At 66.2% G+C, this 20356-nt stretch carries 22 protein-coding genes and 1 pseudogene; 9 read left to right on the forward strand and 14 right to left on the reverse strand.

The features are described from left to right. The 6 genes from CJ177_RS31455 to CJ177_RS31475 all read left to right on the forward strand — a co-directional run bounded on the left by CJ177_RS31455 (position 1) and on the right by CJ177_RS31475 (position 5450). Positions 1-645, forward strand: coding sequence for a VOC family protein (locus tag CJ177_RS31455; protein ID WP_025432720.1), 645 nt, complete (start codon positions 1-3; stop codon positions 643-645). Beyond that, positions 642-887, forward strand: a complete 246-nt coding sequence (locus CJ177_RS31460; protein ID WP_095869381.1) for a hypothetical protein — start codon at positions 642-644, stop codon at positions 885-887. Before CJ177_RS31455 ends, CJ177_RS31460 begins: the two co-directional genes overlap by 4 nt. Beyond that, a complete protein-coding gene (locus tag CJ177_RS31465; protein ID WP_095869382.1) occupies positions 884-2119 on the forward strand; it encodes an alpha/beta hydrolase in 1236 nt (411 codons plus the stop codon). Before CJ177_RS31460 ends, CJ177_RS31465 begins: the two co-directional genes overlap by 4 nt. 105 nt (positions 2120-2224) lie before the next feature. Beyond that, positions 2225-3550, forward strand: a complete 1326-nt coding sequence (locus CJ177_RS31470; RefSeq protein ID WP_095869383.1) for an MFS transporter — start codon at positions 2225-2227, stop codon at positions 3548-3550. Next, positions 3547-3681 (forward strand): hypothetical protein, encoded by a 135-nt coding sequence (locus tag CJ177_RS48535; protein WP_257014757.1) that lies wholly within the window; start codon positions 3547-3549, stop codon positions 3679-3681. The genes CJ177_RS31470 and CJ177_RS48535 overlap by 4 nt, the downstream gene beginning before the upstream one ends. A gap of 11 nt (positions 3682-3692) precedes the next feature. After that, on the forward strand, positions 3693-5450 hold the full coding sequence (locus CJ177_RS31475; RefSeq protein WP_095869384.1) for an MOSC and FAD-binding oxidoreductase domain-containing protein: 1758 nt from the start codon (positions 3693-3695) through the stop codon (positions 5448-5450). 21 nt (positions 5451-5471) lie between these two features. Here CJ177_RS31475 and CJ177_RS31480 read toward each other — a convergent pair whose 3' ends face one another. Next, entirely contained in the window at positions 5472-5780 is a 309-nt protein-coding gene (locus CJ177_RS31480) for a hypothetical protein (RefSeq protein ID WP_257014758.1), read from the reverse strand. Positions 5781-6228: 448 nt separating this feature from the next. On the opposite strand from CJ177_RS31480, the pseudogene CJ177_RS31485 reads away from it, so the two are divergent. Then, positions 6229-6465, forward strand: a pseudogene (locus tag CJ177_RS31485) (malic enzyme-like NAD(P)-binding protein); the annotation flags it as partial. A 153-nt stretch (positions 6466-6618) separates the two neighbouring features. Next, a complete protein-coding gene (locus CJ177_RS31490; protein ID WP_095869385.1) occupies positions 6619-7551 on the forward strand; it encodes an NAD(P)H-binding protein in 933 nt (310 codons plus the stop codon). Between the two features lie 12 nt (positions 7552-7563). Here CJ177_RS31490 and CJ177_RS31495 read toward each other — a convergent pair whose 3' ends face one another. After that, positions 7564-8172, reverse strand: a complete 609-nt coding sequence (locus CJ177_RS31495) for a hypothetical protein (protein ID WP_005242391.1) — start codon at positions 8170-8172, stop codon at positions 7564-7566. Positions 8173-8274: 102 nt separating this feature from the next. Here CJ177_RS31495 and CJ177_RS31500 point away from each other — a divergent pair, with 102 nt between their 5' ends. Then, positions 8275-8571: an antibiotic biosynthesis monooxygenase gene (locus CJ177_RS31500; RefSeq protein ID WP_005242388.1), complete on the forward strand. Its 297-nt coding sequence runs from the start codon at positions 8275-8277 to the stop codon at positions 8569-8571. A 376-nt stretch (positions 8572-8947) separates the two neighbouring features. Here the strand turns inward: CJ177_RS31500 and CJ177_RS31510 are convergent, their stop codons facing one another. The 12 genes from CJ177_RS31510 to CJ177_RS31565 all read right to left on the reverse strand — a co-directional run bounded on the left by CJ177_RS31510 (position 8948) and on the right by CJ177_RS31565 (position 20348). Next, positions 8948-9193, reverse strand: coding sequence for a hypothetical protein (locus CJ177_RS31510; protein WP_005242384.1), 246 nt, complete (start codon positions 9191-9193; stop codon positions 8948-8950). A gap of 158 nt (positions 9194-9351) precedes the next feature. Then, positions 9352-11100, reverse strand: coding sequence for a sigma-54-dependent Fis family transcriptional regulator (locus CJ177_RS31515; RefSeq protein WP_095869387.1), 1749 nt, complete (start codon positions 11098-11100; stop codon positions 9352-9354). Between the two features lie 102 nt (positions 11101-11202). Then, positions 11203-11523: a hypothetical protein gene (locus tag CJ177_RS31520; RefSeq protein WP_005242380.1), complete on the reverse strand. Its 321-nt coding sequence runs from the start codon at positions 11521-11523 to the stop codon at positions 11203-11205. Beyond that, entirely contained in the window at positions 11520-12890 is a 1371-nt protein-coding gene (locus CJ177_RS31525; RefSeq protein ID WP_095869388.1) for an FAD-binding oxidoreductase, read from the reverse strand. The genes CJ177_RS31520 and CJ177_RS31525 overlap by 4 nt, the downstream gene beginning before the upstream one ends. Before the next feature lie 50 nt (positions 12891-12940). Further along, positions 12941-13267: a putative quinol monooxygenase gene (locus CJ177_RS31530; RefSeq protein ID WP_095869389.1), complete on the reverse strand. Its 327-nt coding sequence runs from the start codon at positions 13265-13267 to the stop codon at positions 12941-12943. A gap of 99 nt (positions 13268-13366) precedes the next feature. Beyond that, positions 13367-14276 (reverse strand): IS5 family transposase gene (locus CJ177_RS31535; RefSeq protein WP_255284983.1). Its coding sequence is split into 2 segments (ribosomal slippage): positions 13367-13924 and positions 13926-14276, totalling 909 coding nucleotides; the frame shifts between segments, so codons are not numbered across the junction. A gap of 47 nt (positions 14277-14323) precedes the next feature. After that, a complete protein-coding gene (groL, locus tag CJ177_RS31540) occupies positions 14324-15973 on the reverse strand; it encodes a chaperonin GroEL (RefSeq protein ID WP_005242375.1) in 1650 nt (549 codons plus the stop codon). 42 nt (positions 15974-16015) lie between these two features. Next, positions 16016-17041 (reverse strand): NAD(P)-dependent alcohol dehydrogenase, encoded by a 1026-nt coding sequence (locus tag CJ177_RS31545; RefSeq protein ID WP_005242373.1) that lies wholly within the window; start codon positions 17039-17041, stop codon positions 16016-16018. Next, on the reverse strand, positions 17038-17781 hold the full coding sequence (locus tag CJ177_RS31550) for an iron-sulfur cluster assembly protein (protein ID WP_095869390.1): 744 nt from the start codon (positions 17779-17781) through the stop codon (positions 17038-17040). Before CJ177_RS31550 ends, CJ177_RS31545 begins: the two co-directional genes overlap by 4 nt. Beyond that, positions 17778-18824 (reverse strand): amidohydrolase family protein, encoded by a 1047-nt coding sequence (locus tag CJ177_RS31555; protein ID WP_095869391.1) that lies wholly within the window; start codon positions 18822-18824, stop codon positions 17778-17780. The genes CJ177_RS31550 and CJ177_RS31555 overlap by 4 nt, the downstream gene beginning before the upstream one ends. A 79-nt stretch (positions 18825-18903) precedes the next feature. Further along, the gene (mimD, locus tag CJ177_RS31560) at positions 18904-19245 is read right to left on the reverse strand and encodes a propane 2-monooxygenase effector subunit MimD (protein WP_005242368.1); all 342 of its coding nucleotides are present in this window, start codon (positions 19243-19245) and stop codon (positions 18904-18906) included. Beyond that, complete coding sequence (locus CJ177_RS31565) at positions 19242-20348, reverse strand: aromatic/alkene monooxygenase hydroxylase subunit beta (protein WP_061045810.1); 1107 nt, start codon at positions 20346-20348, stop codon at positions 19242-19244. The genes mimD and CJ177_RS31565 overlap by 4 nt, the downstream gene beginning before the upstream one ends. Positions 20349-20356 lie beyond the last annotated feature (8 nt).

Below are 20356 nucleotides of genomic sequence, written 5' to 3' on the forward strand. Positions count from 1 at the left end.
ATGTCCGAACTGCAACACACGGTCAAAGGCGTCGACCACGTCGCCTACCCGACATTCGACCCCGCCGCCACCGTCACGTTCTACCGCGACGTTCTCGGGTTCCCAGTCGTGCACTCGATCTGCGCGGCCGGCTGGGGCCCGGAGAAACACCCCGACTTCATCCATTTCTTCTTCGATATCGGCAACGACGACCGATTGGCCTTCTTCTACTACTTCGGACTGGAACCGTTCGACGGCGGCCCGCAGGGCGACTCGTACTCCCGATTCGGCGAGGACGTCCCCGTCTTCTTCATCCGCTCCCGCCACCTGGCAATCCACGTCGACAGCGAAGACGATCTGATGGAATACCGGCGCCGCTTGGACCACAGTGCGTGGCCAGTGGAGATGCAGATCCAGCACGAGACGATCGAGTCGATCTACACACACGACCCCAATGGCTACATGATCGAGATCACCCGGGCGTTGCGCCCGGTCACCCCGCAGGAAGACCTCGACGCCAATCTCACCATCGACGCCCTGGTCGACGTGGTGACCGGGCCGGACCCCAGCATGGCCGCGCTGCTCACCCGCAAAGCCGAACTGATCACCGAACGGGCAGCGGCCTGGCAGCAGGAGCAGGATTCGAAGGAGATGGCGACCCGATGACCACACTGTTCGTCCTCGACGTCCCCGAGAACGCGGCTGTTGCCGAGGTGGCCGGTCGCAACCCGGCGGTCACCGTCGACCACGTCGGACCCTACTTCCGAATCGTCTCCGACTCGGCCATCGTCATCGACCGCCGCGCCACAAGCTGCCGCCACGCCGTCTGGTACAGCAGCGTCGCCGGATTGGCGGGGTCCCGAATCACACAGTGGGACAAGGACGCCATGAGAGTCGAGCCGCAATGAGCGAGAGCACCCCCCGGCTCGGGGCCGGACGGTACATCGACGCCGCCCAGGCCCCCGACACCGCCGTCACGTCGGTGCACGAACTCCCGACCGCGGACGGAGCGAAGGTCTCCGGTGTCCTTCGGGTGGTGCCCGGTGCACACACCGTCGTCGCGCTGATGCACCCGCGCCAGGATCTGACCCACCACGTGCTCGTGCCCGAACTGCTCGCCCGCGGATTCGCGGTATGGACGCAGGGCACCCGATCGGTCAACAACGACATCGCTCTAGTGCACGAGCAAGCCTTGCTCGATGCTGCGGCCGGGCAAGTGTTCCTGCGGGAGAAGGGTTTCGACCACGTCGTCACCCTCGGCCATTCCGGCGGCGGAACCCTCTTCGCGTTCTACCACCAGCAAGCCGGTTTGCCGTCGGGGGAGCGGTTGACCCATACCCCCGCGGGTAGACCCATCGACCTGGCCGAGGCCGAGATGCCCCGGCCCGACGCGGCGATATTCATGGCGCCGCATCCCGGTCAGGGTGCACTGCTGCTGCGGCTGATCGACCCGTCGGTCGTCGACGAGTCCGACCCGCTCTCGGCAGATCCGGACCTGAATCCGTTCGATCCTGCGAATGGATTCGCCGAACCACCCCACAGTTCCTCCTACTCAACGGAATTCATCACCCGCTACCGCCAAGCGCAGCACGACCGCATCGCCCGCCTCGACACCATCGCCCGGCGACGCGTCGATGAAGCCGCCGACGCGCGCCGCCGGTACAAAAGCACCGCCGATCCAGCGGATCGCCGCGCTGCCCTCGCACCCCGCGTCCTCACCGTCTATCGCACCGATGCGGACCTGCGGTTCGTCGATCTATCGCTGAACCCGAACGAACGCCCTTACGGGTCACTGTTCGGCCGGCGACCCGACCTGACCAACTACGGACTCGTCGGCTTCGGACGCCTCGCCACGCCGGACGCCTGGCTGTCGACCTGGTCCGGACTCAGCAGCAACGCCGACTTCCTCCGCTGCGCCCCGACGGTGACCGCACCGACACTGTTCGTCGAACTCACCGGAGACCAAGCCTGCTTCCCCGACGACGCCAAGACGATGTGCGATGCGCTCGGGTCGACGGACAAAACCCACGTCCGCGTCGCCGGCACCCACTTCGGCGGACCGATCCGCGACGGCGCACCCACCGGTGCCAGCCTCGCCGCCGCCGACATCGGCGCGTGGCTGACAACCAGATTCCCGTAGACAGACACCACAACTCGATTTTCCGGACCTCGCGCCGCAGTGACCTGACCTGTTCCGGAGGCCACCGCGGTCGTTGGTCTGGCTACCCTCCGAGCGGAGAAACCGATGCGTGCCCGAATTCCACCCACAGCCCCCGTTGTCGGGCTCTGCCTGATGGCCCTCGTCCTCGAGGGATACGACCTCCTCATGTACGGAACAGTGGTTCCGTCACTGCTCCAGTACACGCCCTGGGACCTCGACGCCACCGACGTCGGGATGCTGGGCTCGCTCACCGGCATCGGCATGCTCGTCGGCGCCCTTCTGGCCGCGGCAGTTGCCGATCGGTGGGGACGCCGCCGCACCCTCCTCGCCGCCGTCGTCATGTTCTCCACAGCCATGGGTGCGTGCGCGATCGCACCCACCCCCGAGGTGTTCGGGGTGGGACGCTTCGCCGTCGGACTCGGCGCCGGTGTCCTCATGCCCACCGCCGCCGCCACTCTGCTCGAATTCGCCGAACCCCGTGCCCGGGCCCGTTCCGTGGCCGTGGGGTTTGTCGGCACCTGCATCGGCGGCATACTCGCCGGAGTGCTTTCCCTGTGGCTGGTGCCCACCCACGGCTTCCGATCGATGTTTCTCGCCGGCATAGTGCCGGCGCTGATGTTCTTGCCCCTGATGCTCGCGTACCTCCCGGAATCACCCGACTACCTCGCTTCCCGTGGAGAACATGCCGCCGCGGCAGCGATTGCCGACCGGTATCGCCTCGCACGCACCGCCGCCCCGACTTTCACCACGCCCAGTCGGGAACGTGGCCTACGCGCACTCTTCGGTATCGACCGCACTCTCACGACCCTGTTGTTCTGGTGCATGACGCTGCTCTGTTTACTCGTGTTGTTCGGCGTGGCGACCTGGCTTCCCGCGCTGATGAAATCGGCCGGATACCCTCTGGGCGCGTCCCTGTCTTTCCTCCTGACCCTGAACATCGGAGGCGCCCTCGGCGCCCTCGGCGGCGCTGTGCTCGCTGACCGGTACGGGATCAAACCCGTCACCGCAGCATTCTTTTTGTGCGCCGCGATTGCACTGCTGCTGGTTACCACCGCTCCGCCGTTGGCAGTCGTCTACTTGTTGGTGTTGCTCGCCGGAGTCGGCACGACCGGCACCCAGATCCTTCTCAACACATTCATCGGCAGTTCGTACCCTGCGACGAGCCGTGCCACAGGACTGGGTATGGCTTTGGGGGTGGGCCGGATCGGAGCGATCGTCGGCCCCACCTACGGTGGTGTCCTTGTCGCGATCGGGACCGGAACCAACTGGCAACTGGTGGCTTTCGCGGCACCGGCCGTCGTCGGTGCCATCCTGACCGTGCTCGTTCCTCAGCGCACACCGATCCACCGATTCGCTCAGACCCAGCGTCCCTCCGCGGCCGCAAATGTCGATCGGAAAGCCGTTTCATGACCATCGGGCCAGGAGTGGCGCAGATCACAGTCGGATATAGGATGTTCTGCGACATGACGAAGCTGCTCATCGCGATGACCGGGGCGCGAACGATGGACACCTCCGGCAACGTGTTCCGCGCGAAACAGTAAGGGGTCGCACAATGGCACGCCTGCAGTCGCTCAACGTCGGTATGCCGAAAGACGTGCCCTGGCAAGGCCGGACCGTCCACACCGGCATCTTCAAGTACCCCGTCGACGGTCCACGCATGGTCCGCACGCTCGACATCGACGGCGACGGTCAAGGCGACCTCGACGGTCACGGCGGCGAAATACGTGCCGTACTCGTCTACCAATGTCAGTCCTACGACTTCTGGCGGCGGCATCTCGATCGCGACGATCTCGAATACGGTCAGTTCGGTGAGAACTTCACCGTCGACGGCCTGCCCGACGACGAGGTGCACATCGGTGACCGCTATCGCATCGGTGACGCCGAGTTCGAGGTCACTCAGCCACGCGTCACTTGTTATCGGGTCGGAATGCGCCTGGGTGAACCCGAGATGCCGGCTTTGCTCGTCGCCCACCACCGGCCCGGGTTCTACTTCCGGGTCATCGCCGAAGGCCAGGTGCAAGCCGGCGACGAGATCATCCGCACCCGGATCGGCCGACACCGCATGAGCGTCGCCGCGATCGACGCGCTGCTCTACCTACCCGACCGGGACATCGGCCAACTCCGGAAAGCAGTGGACATCCCCGCGCTCAGTCCCGGCTGGCAGCGATCTTTTCGCGGTCTGCTCGACGCCGCAGAGCATCAGTCAGGTGCCGGCGAGCCGCCCGTCGGCGCCGAACGGGACGGCTGGGCCGGCTTCCGGCCGCTGCGCGTCTCACGAATCGTCCCCGAAAGCACAACCGTGGCGTCGATCCACCTGGCACCAGACGACGACGCCCCCTTGACCCGGCCGAAACCCGGCCAGTACCTCACCCTCCGCGTCGCCGGCGCCGCCGACCCACCACCGGTCCGCAACTATTCGCTGTCCGCCGCCCCGTCGGACGACGAGTACCGCATCAGCGTCAAACGCGAGACCCACGGCCTCGTCAGCACCTATCTCCACACGCAGTTACGTGTCGGCGACACCGTCGACGTCGCTTCTCCGCGTGGTGATTTCGTCCTTCCCGAAGACCACGACGACACCACGCCCGTGCTCCTGCTCTCGGCCGGCGTCGGGGTGACCCCCGTTCTGGCGATGCTGCATGCACTCGCCGCAGCCCACAGCAAGCGCGACATCTGGTGGCTGCACACCGCCCATTCAGCCGCCGAACACGCTTTCGCGGCCGAAGCGCACCGGCTGCTGACCAGCGTCGACCGAGGTCACGAACACGTCTATTACACCGCCCAGAGTCCGACGGAGAACCTGGATCCGCCGGCCGTCCCCGGCCGCATCAACCGCGAAGCCTTGGCCGCCCTGGCCCTGCCCGCCAACGTGACCACCTACCTGTGCGGTCCCAACGCGTTCATGGCCGCGCTGCGTGAGGCACTCATGCACATCGGTGTGGAGTCCGAACGCATCCACACCGAGCTGTTCGGCGCACTCCCGGCCATCAACCCTGGCCTCACCGACGCCACCCACACCCCGCCGCCGCACCAGCCCCCGGGACCCGTCGGCACCGGGCTGCGCATCACGTTCACCCGCAGCGGACTCACCGTGCAATGGAGTGATGAGTACGGCACCGTCCTCGATTTCGCCGAAGCCTGCGACGTTCCGACCCGCTGGTCCTGTCGCACCGGCGTGTGCCACACCTGCCAGACCCCGATCCTCTCCGGGACCGTTCGATACCGGCCGGACCCCCTGGAGCCCCCGATGCCGGGCACGACGCTCTTGTGCTGCTCGCAACCCGAAACCGACCTCGTTCTCGATCTCTGACAAGCCGCGGAGCCTCCCTGGCTACTCGTCCGCAGTCGTCAACTCACGGATGGACACGGCTTCCGTGGATACGGATGCAGCATCGATCAGAGCTTGCCCCGGTCGACGACTCGCAAGGTGGGGAAGCGCCGCACGCAAGCGCTCGGCGTGTTCAGCGTTCGCCACGTGCCAGTCCAGACGAATCACTTCGATGACGGCGCCCTCATCGGTTCCCATGACCCGGTCGACGTTCAAGCTCGCTGACACTGTGAGCGTGGCAGACTCGGCTATCGCGACCTCGCCGAGCAGCCGATGTACTACCAGCGAGGCAGCGGCAAGACCGGCGAGCATGTGCTCGACAGGGTTTGCGCCGGAATCGTGCCCGCCGTATCGCGGCGCTTCGTCGATCGTCAGCTGCCTGCGCGGTGACCGTCGCGCCATGGCTCCCGAGCAGCGCGTGTACGACCAGTTGCTCAGGTCGGGAAGAAGTCACCGGACCGCCTCGTAGAAGTATGCGGCGGCGTGCGCACCCGGGTTCAATGCGCCCGCCAGCCAGTCGAGCGCATCCGCACCAACGGCGTGGACGTCGGGGCAATGAACTGTTCGTCACCGAGGTGGCGATGGCGGACGAGATCGCCGCAGCGGGCGATCTCGTGAAGGGCACGTCCGCGACGCCCTGCTGACCCGGATGCGCGAGCAGTGGCGCACCGACCTGGCCGCCGACGGCCTGGGCGCCGACGCGGTGGCGGCGCGGGTGGCCCGCGGCAACATCCTGTTCGACGCACCGGAGGTGATCATCCCGAACCAGATCAATAATGTGCTGGCCTTCCCCGGGGTGTTCCGTGGTGCGCTCGATGCCGGTGCCCGCCGGATCACCGAAGGTATGAAGCTCGCCGCCGCCGAGGCAATCCTCTCGGTCGTCGGTGACGAGCTGGCTGTAGACAAGATCGTTCCCAGCCCGCTCGATCCTCGCGTCGCCCCCGCTGTCGCGGAGGCAGTCGCCGCCGCTGCTCGTGCAGAAGGCGTCACCGACTAGCGAGCACCCGTGCGTGGTTGACGAGTCTCTGCACTCGTCAACCACGCACGGGCGGCGAAGCCGGTCAGTGATCCCAAGTGCCCTATTCGGTGGGTGGCTGGCGCGTGCCCTCCTGTCGTAATGTCGCAGGAGAGCGTAAAACCAGGAGGTGGCATGAGTGACCGGGCGCCGTTCCTGATGACCGGTGTGGGCGGTGGTTACAGCAGTATCAGCCGGCTGGTCGCAGAGCAGCTGCTCCGCAGTGGCGAGCCCGTGCGTGCGATGGTTCATCGCGACGACGGCCGCGCCGATGCCCTACGGGAGCTGGGAGCGGACATCGTCGTGGGCGATCTGACGCGCCCTGGCGACGTCGCTGCGGCGCTGGTGGGCGTGAGGCGGATGTTCTTCAACATGAGTGTCTCCGCAGACTATCTGGAGGCAGCCGCTGTCGTCTGCGCGATTGCCGACGAGCGGGGCGATCTCGAGGCGTTGGTGAACATGTCGCAGATGACGGTGTCACAGATGACGTCGACCAGCACCGACGAGTCTCGGCACCAACGGCTGCACTGGCTCGCCGAGCGCATCATGAACTGGTCCGGTCTGCCCGTCGTCCATGTCAGACCCACGGTCTTCCTGGACAATCCGCTGTTCACCGTTGTGGCGAGCCGTTCCGTCGCCGAGCGCGGCGTCTTGGCCTTGCCGTTCGGTACCGGCAGGACCTCGCCAGTTGCCGCCACCGACGTGGCCCGAGTGATCGCCACCATTCTTCAGGATCCAGCAGGGCGTGTCGGGCAGGTCTTCGAGCTGACCGGCCCCGCCGTCCTGGACATCGACGGACTCGCCGAGCAGTACACCCGTGGCTTGGGTCGGCCGGTAACGGGATCCGATCTGCCCTACGGCAGCTTCGTGGAGCTGATGGGCGCGGTGCCCGGTATCTCGTCGCACACCGTGCACCACCTTCTCACCGTCGCCAACCTGCACCGCGACGATCGCTACAACCGATTGACCACCGACGTCGAGGACGTGACCGGCCGGCCCGCGCAGTCGGTCGAGCAGTACGTCGCCGCACACCGCGAGCTGTTCTCGAGGCCGGCCGCAGCTGGGTAGTACGGGCTGGGGTCATCGCGGTGGTGCGTCGAACCGAGTCCACTCGTACGCCCATTGCCGCATGCGGGTCCGGGCCAACACCGCGTGTACGAGTGCCGGGACGAGGACGATGCCGCCGGATCCGAGCGCCCATACCCCGCATGCGGCGGTCACGGCCACCGCCGTGTCTTCCCGGTTGCTTCGGATTGGGCCGGTGAGGTTGCCGTCGGCGCCGACGCTGACAGTGATGGTCTGACCCGCCGTCGCGTGCGCGTCGGTGGGTACCACGGCGGTGTGGTCCCCGTTGGGCGTCGACCAGCGGACTCGGGCACTGTCCTGGTTGTGGCTGGGTCGCAGTGCGTCGTCCGGTGTGTCAGGTGCTGGGTGGGTGTCCTCGAGCAGGACTGCGGGTACTTGGTGCACGCCGGAGCGCAGCGCCTGGGTTTGTTGTTCCAACCGGGTGTGGGTTGCCGTTCCATATGCGGCGGCGCACGGGACCAGCAGCAGTATCAGCATCGCGGCGAGCAGCACGAGGACGGCCTCGTAGCGGTCGCCGCGGCGCATCAGGCGGTTGCGACTCCACGGCCCGAGTCGCCACCACCGGATCGGCGTGGGTACCGGTGCCAATTCCTCCCGACGCATCATCCGACCTCCGGCAGGATTGCGGTTCTTCTCCTTTCGATTGTGCGACGGAATCCGCGGCGGTGCATCCGGTTGCCCGACGTCGCCGCGCATACTGTGCTGATGATCTTGGAACACGCACTTCTGTCCGTGACACCCGCGAGGGTCGAGGAGTTCGAATCCGCGTTCCGGCAGGCCGAGTCGATCATTTCGTCGATGCCCGGATTCCTGCGACTGCGATTGTCACGCGGCCTCGAGCGGTCGAATGTCTACCTTCTGCTGGTCGAGTGGGAAGAGCTCGAAGACCACACCGAAGGCTTTCGGCAATCGAGCCGATACCAGGAGTGGAAGGACCTGCTGCACCACTTCTACGATCCCTTCCCACTCGTAGAGCACTACGAGCCTGTCCGCGAAGTGTGATGATTCGACGCCTCGAGGAGGCTTGCGCAACATGCGGACACCAGTCTTGTGGTGGCGGGGCTGCCGCCGTCACCACACGACGGGCACACCATCGTGACGGTCCGTGCGATTTCGTCGACAGTGACGGTGAGCGGCACGGCGCACTGGCGGCACCACCTGTGTCGCGTGACGGCGTTGACGTGAGTCGGCGACGCGACGCATTGGTGAATCCACCGTCGGTGCAGTGGGCACGTCGTCCGGTCGTCGGGGGACAAGGTTCGCACATCCTCGGCGGCGTCTTCCCTGGCCAGTCGATCAGCCAGGGTGGTCGCACACCATCGTCCCACCCCTGATGGGCGGCGACGGACCGGTGCGGGCCGGACCGCGCAGGAGGTAGTCATGGGGTCACCTCTACGAGATCGAACCGGGAGTGCAATTGCGCCCAGGTCGCCCGGCGACGGCCGTCGTGGGTGCGGTAACCGCTGCCCGGCTCCGGAACCCAGGTCCGCATCAGATCGTCACGTACCGCGGGACGGTCGGCGGGTTCACCGGTGTGCGCCAGCGCGGCGACCAACCATACCCGGGAGGTTGTGCTGCCGGGGGATACCGAGTGGGTATCCGCGCCAAGCGGGTTCGTCTTCATGGGTCGTCCTCACGTCGGTCCCGGTCGCGTACCCGTGCTCGAAAAAGGTTGTTCCTCAACGAGTGCTGATCCGCGTGGGATTCTCTGTCTGACCTCATGATCCGCCGGTTGCAGCGGGGCGAATGTCTCATTTCCTGACACTGGTGGCGCGGACGACGTCAGATGTCGATGCCGAATTCCTTGATCTTCCGGTAGATGGTGGCCCGTGAGATGCCGAGAGCTGTCGCTGCAGCCTTCTTGTTGCCGTGGGTCTCTTCGAGGCTGCGCACGATGGCGTCGCGTTCGAGGGCTTCGATCTGCGTGAGTGTGTGTCGGCTCAGAGCTCGGCACATCGGGGGAAGCTGCTCGACCTCGACGACACCGGAGCGCTGACGCTGGACCACCTCGTGCAGAACCTGCCGGAGCTCGGTGACGTTTCCGGGCCAGCTGTACTTGCAGAGTTGGCGCATCGCCGCAGGCGAGAGAGACAAGTCCGCGCCGCGACCGAGCTGCCTCAGTAGATGCGGTACCAAGCTGTGGAGATCGTCGATGCGATGACGCAGCGCGGGCATGGTGACGGTATGGCTGAAGTGGGGAAGGATCAGTGTGTCGAGGTCGGTGTTGTGATCGGTTCCGCCGATGGTCGCACCGATCCATCCGGCGTGCTCGCGTCCTTGAATGAGGTCGGCGACGATCCGCTGCTGTGACTCGCCGAGGAGGTCGATGTCGCGCAGGATGACGCTGAATCGCTCTTGCCCGAGTTCCTGTTCGAGTGCCGACAGGGCGGCGCTGTCGCCCGCGAGTTCGGCCACCGTGAAGATCCGTGTGCGGATGGGAATATGTTCGATGGCAACAGCTTTGAGAGCCGATCCGCGGCCGCTTCCGGTTTCGCCGGACACGGTGACCCACTGTTGTTCCCGCGCGCAGCGAGCGATTTGCTGGCAACTGCGGCGCCAGGACGCGCTGCTCCCGGTGATTCCGGGCAAGACGCGGATGCTCTCGAGCGCAGGGGATCCCGATGTGGGGATCTCGAGTAGATGCACGTAGAACAAGGCCATCTGCCTCCGAGCGCCGAGCCCGAAGTCCTCGACCGATGACAGCCGGGCCGTCTGCCCGCTGGGCAGGGCGACGATGTGTCGTTGGGTGGCCGGAGTGCCGCTCAGGTCGACGGCGTGTTCGAGCAACGCACCCTGATCCTGGGCATCCAGTGCCACGCGCAGTTTTCGGTTGACGAGAACGACGTCGTCGCCGAGCGCCAACACCCCCGTTTGGGGTGACCGTCGACAGGCCTTCAGATAGGCGTTGAGTAACGCGGTCTGGTCCGCACTGGCCTGCGCCAGGAGCCGGCCTTCGATCTGAGCCGTGGCGGATTTGGCGAGGGTGGCCAACAGCGGGCCACCGTCCTCTACCCAGCCGGTGAGATCGAGCGCGCCGACGAGGGCGCCGGACATCGGATGGGTGATCGGGACACCGGCGCACGCCAGTTGCCCGAGGCAGTCGGCGTAATGCTCGGCGCCCGTCACCAGGGTGGGCTGACGGGTTTCGAGAGTGGTGCCGATGCCGTTCGTGCCGGCGAATTCTTCCGAGTAGCTGTAACCGGGTATCAGTTGGACCGCGTCGAGTGTCCGATCGAGTCGTCGGCTGGCGGTGATCCTGGTCAAGATCACTCCGTCAGCCGAGGTCAGGATGACGCTGACTGGTTCGTCGACCAGTCCGTCCGCGAGCTGCCGCAAGACGGGTTCGGCTGCCGCAACGAGAGGGCAGTCCAGATTCGGCTCTCGTACGAACGGGAGGTCGAGCTGATCCGGGCGCACCTTGAGCGACTTCGATCGCTGCCACGAGTACGAGATGGGCTGGCGAACGGAGCTGTCGAGGTCGTTGTCGGCGAGGAACAGCTCTCGCGCCTTCTGTAAATCCTTGCTGGTCATGCTGTGTTTACGCCCCGATTCTCCACCTGTCACATTCCTGAGAGTACGTCGTCTCGATGTGAGACGGGTCTCAATATGAGACGGGCTGGCGGAGGACCGGGTTCAGTGCGGGGACGGCCGCGCCGTCGGCCGGGATTCGCTGTCATCGACGTGGCCTTGCGCCGCAGGGGAAGGTGGATGATCGATTCGGGGTAGCCGCTCGGCGCACACGGCGAGAAGGCGCTGCCGGAGGGTGTCGTCGAGGGGCGGGAAACGGCGCCCGGCCAGGACCTGCAGGCGTTCGAAGTACTGCGCCTCGGTCCACCCGAAAGTGACGAAGATGTCTTCGGCACTGCCGCCGCCGAACAACGCCCACCGGTTGCCGAACTCCACGACGAGGTCGTCGTCCCGCTTCGATCGGACATGTGGTTTCGTCGACGTCATATCGCGCGCCCCGGATTGAGAATCCCGGTGGGGTCGAACGCTGCCTTGACTCCTGCCATCAGGGACCTCTCCACCGAGCCGATCATGGGTTCGAGGTAGCGGCGTTTGAGGTCGCCGACGCCGTGCTCGCCGGTGATCGATCCGCCCAGCGCCAAGCAGCGCGCCACCATCTCGTCGAAGGCCTGGTGGGCCCGTTCGGTGGCGTCCGGATCTGCGGCGTCGAACACGATGGTGGGGTGGAGGTTGCCGTCGGCGGCGTGCCCGAAGGTGCCGATGAGCAGGTGGTGGCGGTCGGCGATGCGAGTGATGGCGTCGAGCATGTGCGGTAGCCGGGGCACCGGCACGGCCAGGTCGTCGAGCAGAGTGCTGCCGCGGCGTTCGAGGGCGGTCAGCGCGACACGGCGGGCTTGCATGAGGGCGTCACCTTCGGCGGGGTCGGTGCTCATGTACAGCTCGGTGGCCGCGGCGGCACGGCACGCGTCCGCGCTGCGCTGCGCTTCCGCCGCGGCCGCGTCGCCGTCGCACTCGATCAGCAGCAGCGCGCCGGCCGTCTCGTCGAGACCCATGTGGGTCATGTCGTTGACGGCCGAGATGGTGGTGCGGTCCATGAGTTCGACCAGCCTCGGGTCGGCCACCGCCTGAATCGCCATCACCGCGTCGACCGCCTGGACAGGATCGGAGAAGGCGGCGACGACGGTGGCCGTGTGCGCCGGTGTTCGGCGCAGCCGCATGGTCGCCTCGACGATGACGGCGAGGGTGCCCTCGGACCCGACCAGCAGTTGAGTCAGGTTCAATCCGGCGACATTCTTGCGGGTGGCGGCGCCGGTGTGGATGATCCGGCCGTCGGCGAGCACCGCCTTGATCCGGGCGACGTGGTCGCCGGTGACCCCGTACTTCGCGCAGCACGCCCCGCCGGCATTGGTCGCGAGGTTCCCCCCGATCGTGGAGACGGCGCGACTGCCGGGGTCGGGGACGTACCAGAGTCCGCGCTCCGCGGCCGCGGCAGCGAGGTCACCGTTGACCACTCCCGGCTCCACCGTGGCGGTGCGGGATTGTTCGTCGATGGTGAGGATGCGGTCGAGTTTCTCGGTGCTGAGCACGATGCAGCCGTCGATCGCGTTGGCCCCGCCGGCGAGACCGGTGCCCGCCCCTCTCGTGACGACCGGAATGCCGTACCGGTGGGCGGTTTTCAGGGTCGTCACCACGTGATCGGTGGTCCGGGCGCGGACCACCGCGATCGGATGTCCGGAGGGGGAGAGCAACGACTGGTCGCGGGTGTAGGCGATCATGGTGTCGCTGTCGGTCACCACGGCATCTCCCAGCGCCGCGAGCAGACCCGCGACGGGGCCGGTCGTCACCACGGTCATGCCTTGTCCTTCCACGTGTTGTATTCCGTCAGGTTGTGCACCGCACCGGGTTACCGGCTGATCTCCAGTTCGCCCATGCGGGACCAGTCGGTGCCGGGTAGGTCGGTGTGGATGATGAGCGGTGTCTCGCTCAGTGCCGGGCGCATCGCGTCCAACCCCTTCCGGAAGTGGTCGGCGGCGACGTGGTCGGAGCCGGCCTGCCCGTCCCGGAACGCCTCGATCAGCACGAATTCGGCGGGATCGTCTGCGCTGTGATGCCATTCGAACCAGAGGTTGCCCGGCTCGGATCGGGTCGCGTCGGTGAACTCCTGGGTGACGAGCAACCAGTCGTTCCGGTACTTGTCGAGGACCTTGAACTTCACCACGATGAAAATCACGATGACTCACTTTCTTTCGGACGAATGCCTCACCGCCGGAACGGGGGAGTGGGTCACCGCCTCGCAGGACCGTCGAGGCGGTGACCCATCGGCTTTGCTCTAGGGCATGTCTCCCAATAGTTTGAGCCATTCGACGATGCCGGCGAGGAGGAATCCAGCCCGGTAAGTCAGGGCAAGCTTGTCATACCGGGTTGCCACCGCTCGCCACTGTTTTGCCTTGTTGAAGGCCCTTTCCACCACGTTGCGGCCCTTGTACGACTCGGCATCGAAGTTCGGTGGCCGACCGCCCGCGCTGCCCTTGTTCTTGCGGTTGGCCACCTGATCGGACTTCTCGGGAATGACCGCCTTGATGCCCTTGCTGCGTAGCAGTTCTCGATTGGCCTTGGATGTGTACGCCTTGTCGGCACGGACCTCGTCCGGGCGCGTGCGGGGTGCGCCGCCACCGATGCGCGGCACGCAGATGCCCTCCAGGAGCGGGCCGAACATCGGGCTGTCGCCGGCCTGGCCAGGACCCACCAGCACCGACAAGGGACGTCCGTCGCCATCGCACGCCAGGTGGACTTTGCAGGTCAGCCCGCCGCGGGACCGGCCGATGCCGTGATCGACCGGTTCGTCAAGCAGATTCGTGTAATTCGGTAGATCCCCCTGTGTCACGCGCGGCGTTGGCGCCGTGCTGGTGCACCCGCACCACGGTGGAATCCACCGACACCGCCCAATCCAGGTCGCCACCGGCATCGGCCATCGCCGCCAGGGCTATGAGTACCCGATCCCACGTTCCATCCCCGGCGTAGCGTCGGTGCCGTTTCCACACCGTCTTCCAGGGGCCGAAATGCGCAGGTAGATCCCGCCACGGGAGCCCGGTACGCAGCCGGTAGAGCATCCCCTCCACCACGAGCCGGCTGTTCTGGAACTTCCGCCCCCGCAGCCCATCCGAACTGGGCAACAGCAGCGCAAGCAACTCCCACTGCTTGTCCGTCAACACCTCAAACCTATTAACAACGTCTGCCACAGCGAAGAGTCTGCAGCACAACACCCCAAATCATTGGGAGACACGCCCTAGTAGATGTTCGACGGGCGGACCATGCCTTCGGCGAGATCGCCGAAGCCCGGTGCCATGATGGCACCGGGATTGCCCAGCACCTCTTCCACGACAGCGGTCTCCGTGGTGATCAGCAGTGCCGCGATCGAGGCCGCGCTCTCGAGTGCGGCGCGGGTGACCTTGAACGGATCGATCACCCCGTCGTCGAACATGTCCCCGTATTCACCGGTGAGCGCGTTGAACCCGTGCCCGAGCGGCAAACCGGCGACCACCTCGACGACCTCGTCGCCGTCGAACCCGGCGTTGATCGCGATCCAGCGCAGCGGTTCGGCGAGAGCGCGGCGCACGACGTCACACCCGATGGCCTCGTCGCCGGTCAGGTCGAGATCGGCCAACGCCCGATGCGACTGCGCCAGCGCGGTACCACCACCGGAGACGATCCCCGCCTCCACCGCGGCCCGAGTGGCGGCCAGGGCGTCCTCCACGCGCAACATCCGCTCCTTGAGCTCGACGCTGGTCGCGCCGCCGACGCGGATGACGGCAACCCGACCGGTGAGCCGGGCAATGCGCAGTTCGAGGCTCTCCTGGTCCGCCTCGATCTTGGCGCGCTCGTGCTGGGACTCGAGCTGGGCGATGCGGGCGTCGAGCAGCCGCTGGTCCCCGTGCCCGCCGACGATCGTGGTCTCGTTCTCGGTGACGGTGATGCGATCACACGAACCGAGATGCTCGACACTGATTTCGGACAGTTCGATGCCGGTGTCCTTGGCGATCACATGCCCACCCAGCGCCACCGCGAGGTCCTCGAGCTCGGCGACCCGGCGGTGCCCGAAACCTGGGGCCCGGACGACCACCGACTGCATCGTCTTGTGCATGTTGCCGCCGACGAGCAGTTGCAGGGCCGGCCCGTCGACTTCCTCCGCCAGCACCACCAGTGGCCGGTCGGCGCGCTTGGCCACCTCGATGCTCGGCATGATGTCTTGGACCTGGGTGATCTTCTTGTTGGTCAGCAGGATCAGCGGATTGGTGTGCACCGCTTCCATCCGCTCCGGGTCGGTGACCATGTAGCCGGAGATGTAGCCGTGATCGAACTCGATGCCGTCGACGATGTCGACCGACAGCCCGAGGGTGTCGCTCTCCTCGGTGGTGACGACCCCGGACTTGCCGACGTAGTCGACGGCCTTCGAGATGGCGTGCCCGATCACCTCGTCGTCGCTGGCGGCGAGGGTCGCGATCCGTTGCAGATCGCTCTGCCCCCCGATCTGGGAGGCCTGCTCGTGGAGGGAATCGACGACCACGGACACGGCCCGTTCGATACCGCGGCGCACCCGCATGGGGTTGGCGCCGGCATCGACGGACCGCAGCCCCTCTCGGACCATAGCCTGGGCGAGCACGGTCGCGGTGGTGGTGCCGTCGCCGACCACACCATTGGTCTTCATCGCCACTTCCTTGACCAGCTGGGCACCCATGTTGGCGAAGGGTTCGCGGAGCTGGATCTCGCGGGCGATGGTCACGCCGTCGTTGGTGATCGTCGGTGGTCCGGTGAGTTTCTCGAGCACCGCGTTGCGCCCCTTGGGGCCGAGCGTCACCTTGACCGCGTCGGCGAGGGCGTTGACGCCGTGCTCGAGCCGCGCCCGGGCGTCCGTGTTGTACCGCAGCTCTTTTGCCATGGCTGATGTTCCTTTCGTGCTTCGAGCGGAGGATGCGGAGTGCTACGGGACGAGAATCGCCCGGCCGCGCACCCGGCCGGCATCGAGATCGTCGAGTGCTTGCTGGAAGTCCTCGAGCCGGTACCGAGTGGTGTGCAAGGTGACCTTGCCCTGGGCGGCAAGGGTCATGAGCTCCTGGAGGTCGTTGTAGGAGCCGACGAGATTTCCGATGAAGTTGATCTCGGTGGAGATCACGTCGATCGTCGGGACGTCGATGTTCTCGCCGTACCCGACGACGTAGTAGTTCCCGGCGCGGCGCAGCATCGCGATCCCTTCTGAGGTCGCGCCGCCCTCGCCGACGAAGTCGACGACGGCTTCGGCGCCGTGACCGCCGGTCAGGTCGAGCACCTGCTGGATGTGGGTGCCGTCGGCGACGATGCCGTGGTCGGCGCCGATCTTCACGGCGAGTTCGACGGCCGCGGGGTTGCGGTCGAGCACGACCACGGTGACGCCGGAGATCGCCTTCAGGACCTGGATGCCGATGTGACCGAGCCCGCCGGCCCCGATCACGACGCACACGTCTCCGGGCCGGGTCGTCTTCGCGGCCTTGGCAACGGCGTGGTACGCCGTCAGGCCCGCGTCGGCGAGGGCGGCGACGTCGGCCGGTTCGAGCGAGTCGTCGATCCGGACCACGCTGCGGGCGGTGGTGCGCAGATATTCGGCATACCCGCCGTTGACGTCGATGCCGGGGAATTTGCTGTTCTGGCAGTGGACGTCGTCTCCGAATCGGCACGCCCGGCACAGTCCGCACGTGATGAGGGGGTGCAGAATCACCTTGTCGCCGACCGCGACATTGGTGACGGCGTCGCCCACGGCGTGGACCCAGCCGGCGTTCTCGTGGCCGATCGTGTACGGCAGCGCGACGCCGGACTTCGCCTCCCACTGCCCTTCGAGGATGTGCAGATCGGTGCGGCACACACCCGCGCCGCCGATCCGCACGATGACATCGAGCGGGCCTTCGATCGTGGGTTCGGGAATGTCGGTGAGCTGCAGCTTGGTGTGGTATCCCACCACTTGCACGGCCTTCATCGCGGGCTCCTGGTTCTGAGATTGGTGATTCGCGTTGTGGCGCCGACGGATTCGCTGTCGGCGTAGCGGGTGGCGAGCAGCCCGCGGCAGAAGTGCGCGTTGCCTTCCATCGAGATGCGCACCGACTTGGCGAAGCGCAGCCGCATCGGCACCGATTCCGGGGCGATGCGCTTGCCGTCGTCGTCGACGAACACCCGGCTGGCCGGGCAGATGCTCAACCCGATGCCGATCCGTCGACGAAGCAACGCGGCCTTGGCCTTTCCGGGAGCGAGGTCGCTGAGGGTGAGCCGGTAGATCTCGTTCACACCCACGTCGGTGGTCTTCAGGTGCGCCTCGACGCACCGCTCCATCGCCGCGGCGTGTGCCTTGGACCGGAACGTTCGGCGCAATTCGTGCAGACTCTCCTCCGCCTCGGAGCCGAACGTCCCGACGTATCCGGCGTCGGCCGCGAGACCGGCGTTGATCTTGTCGCTGTCGTGATGGTCGTCGAGCAGCACCCGCACCTCGCCGATGTCCTCGACCAGGCGCAGGGCGTCGAGGGCGTCGGAGGCCATGAGGTAGGCGAAGTTCGGCGAGCAGAACGCGGTGGGCAGCCGCAGGTGCACGGTGACCCCGTCGTCGTCGAGGGTGACCGACCGGACGAAGCCGAGATCGGTGATCGGCTCGTCCAGTTCCGGGTCGGTGACCGTCGACAGGGCCATCAGGACGTCCTGCTCGGTGCAGACGACGGCGGCGGTCATGACGACACGGTTTCCCGCGCCCCGGCGGCGACCTCCACTCCTTCCTGCCCGGCCGGCTCGGCCAGTCGCAGGTTCGCGGGAACGTCGATGTCGTACAGCGCTGCCGCGTTGAGGCCGAGGATCTTCTTTTTCTGCAGGGCGGTGATCGGGGCGTACTCGCCCTGCATGTCCTCGGGGATCTGGAAGTCGACGAACTTCTCGATCAGCCACTTCGGGGTCCACAGCGCATAGTCGCTGCCGAACAGAATCTTGTCTTCGCCGATCCAGTAGAGCAACTCGCCGATGATCTGGGCGAAGTAGCGGGGCCGGGTGTGGATGAACGGAAGGGCAACCGCCAGGCCGCCGTACACGTTCGACTCCTGGGTGGCGATCCAGCAGAAGTCCTCGAGGCGTGGCAGGCCCACGTGCTCGACGACGAACCGCAGGTCCAGGTAGTCGGTGGCGACTTTGTCGATGTCGGAGACGTCGAACGCGTCGCGGTCGAGGGGACGGATCGTCGGGCCCTTGTGGACGTGAATATTCTTGATCCCCAACTCGATGCACTCTTCGAGGTAGCGCCGCGACCAGGGGTCGTCGAGTTTGTAGCCGCGGGAGTCGCCGTGCCATTCGGCGGTGTAGAGTTTGACGCCCTGCAGGTTCATCCGGTCGGCGTCCTTGCGGAGTTGTTCGAGCCCGGCCTCCTCGTGACGGGGATCGTAGGCGTGGTTGTAGGTCAGTTTGCCGGGGTGCTTGGCGACCAGGGCGAGTGCTTCGTCGGTTCGCCCGAATCCGTTGTGGTAGAAGTCGCTGAGCAAGGTGGCCTGGAAGATCGCGTGGTCGACGTATCCCTCCACGAAGATGTCACGTTCGAAGCGTTCGCTGCCGTAGTACGTGTAGGTGTCGTAGTCCCACACGACCTCGTCGGGGCTGAGGTTCTTGTGGTAGTCGTAGAAGCAGTCGATGAACTGCTTGCCATGCACGTTCTTCTGGTTCGACTCGCGGGCGTCCCAGACGTGTACGTGGCCGTCCACGATGAAATATTTCTGACCGTCCTTCTGATACATCGGGTCCTCGCTTGGTCCTGGTTATCGGGTGGGTTGGGGGTGTCCGGGGCCACCCTGTGTGGCCCCGGACAGCTGCGATCTACTGCGCCGTGAGGTCGAATCCGATGTACTCGGCGGCGTCCTCCGGGCTGGCGAACAGCAGGGTCTTCTCGTCGAGGTGGACCATGCGCCCGTAGTGGGTGGAGCTGATCTCCTCGAAGATGGAGCCGTCGAACTCCTGACCCAGGGCGTCGGTGAGTTCCTCGTAGTCGAAGTCGAGCAGGCGTTGGCCGTCGACGCGGATCATCGACGGGTACTCGGTCAGCTCCACGCCGTCCTTGGCGCCCATCACCTCCGCGACGACACGGCCGATGGGGGTGTTCATCAAGGTGACGCCACACATGTTGGAGAACTCGGTGGACGATCCGAATTGCATGCTCACTGGTCCAACTCCTTGGGGATGTCGAGCCCGAGATCCTCGAGCAGGGACCGGAACTTGTCGGTGGCGGCATCGAAACTGGTGGCGAATGTGATCGCCTTGTCGGCCGGCTGCGACCAGATCGGCTGCAGCGCCCGGGCGGCGTCGAGGCACCGCGGCACCCACGTGGCGAGCCAGGCGCCGAACAGCTCCTTGTTCGCCGCCCCGTGCTCGGGATCCCGGGTGAGCAACCGGAACAGGTTGCGGGTGTAGGCGAGGTCGCGGTCGTAGTCGTGTTCGCCGGTGCCCACGATGGTGGGGGTGATGTAGTCACCGTTTCCGGCGGCGATCTGCATGACCAATTCGCTGCGGAACAGGGTGCCGACCAACTGCTCGAAGACGATGTTCGAGCCGAACAGCAGCTCGCACCAGTCCGGAACCGCGGTGAGCCGCTCGACAACCTCGCGGGTGGGCTGCCACTCGGGCGCCGACTGCCAGACCTCCTTGTGGGCGGTGCCGTCGAAGTTCTCGGTGGCCTCGGACAGGTCCAGGTTGAACAGGGCCAGATCCTGCGCGAAGCGCATCTTGTGGGCGGCGTTCACCGCAACGGCGGTGTTGATCATGTTCGTCGGGCAGGACCGCTGGATGGAGGTGAACACGTGCAGCGCCAACCCGTTCTCGGCGTGCATCCACGCCCCCAGGTTGCGGGAGACGAACGTCAGCCACGGGGTGTTCCAGCCGTCGTAGACCCGGGCACGCTTGGCGTTGGACAGGCACAACTCGACCTGATGGACCACCTTGGAGTTGTTGCGGTAGATGGTCTGGTCCCATTCCTCGTTCGGATCGAGGAAGGCGTGCCAGTTCGACGACTTCGCGGCCGTCCACTCCTGCGGATAGCCGCCGGGACCGTCACCGAAGCCGTAGATCCAGCCCTGGGAGAGGTGGCGGTCGGGATCGGGCTGCACGTCGACGGTCACGTCCTCGTACATCGTCGACCGCTTCTTGGCCGGCGTGTAGTAGGTGAAGGTGCGGCTGCGGGAGCTGGGGAACTCCAGCGCACCGGCTTCGGAGTCGGTGAACTCGATCTTCGGGAAGCTACGTTGCTTGGACTCGGCGGTTGCGGTCATCTCGTTTC

This window comes from Rhodococcus sp. ACPA1 (assembly GCF_002300195.1).
Taxonomy (GTDB): domain Bacteria; phylum Actinomycetota; class Actinomycetes; order Mycobacteriales; family Mycobacteriaceae; genus Rhodococcus_F; species Rhodococcus_F opacus.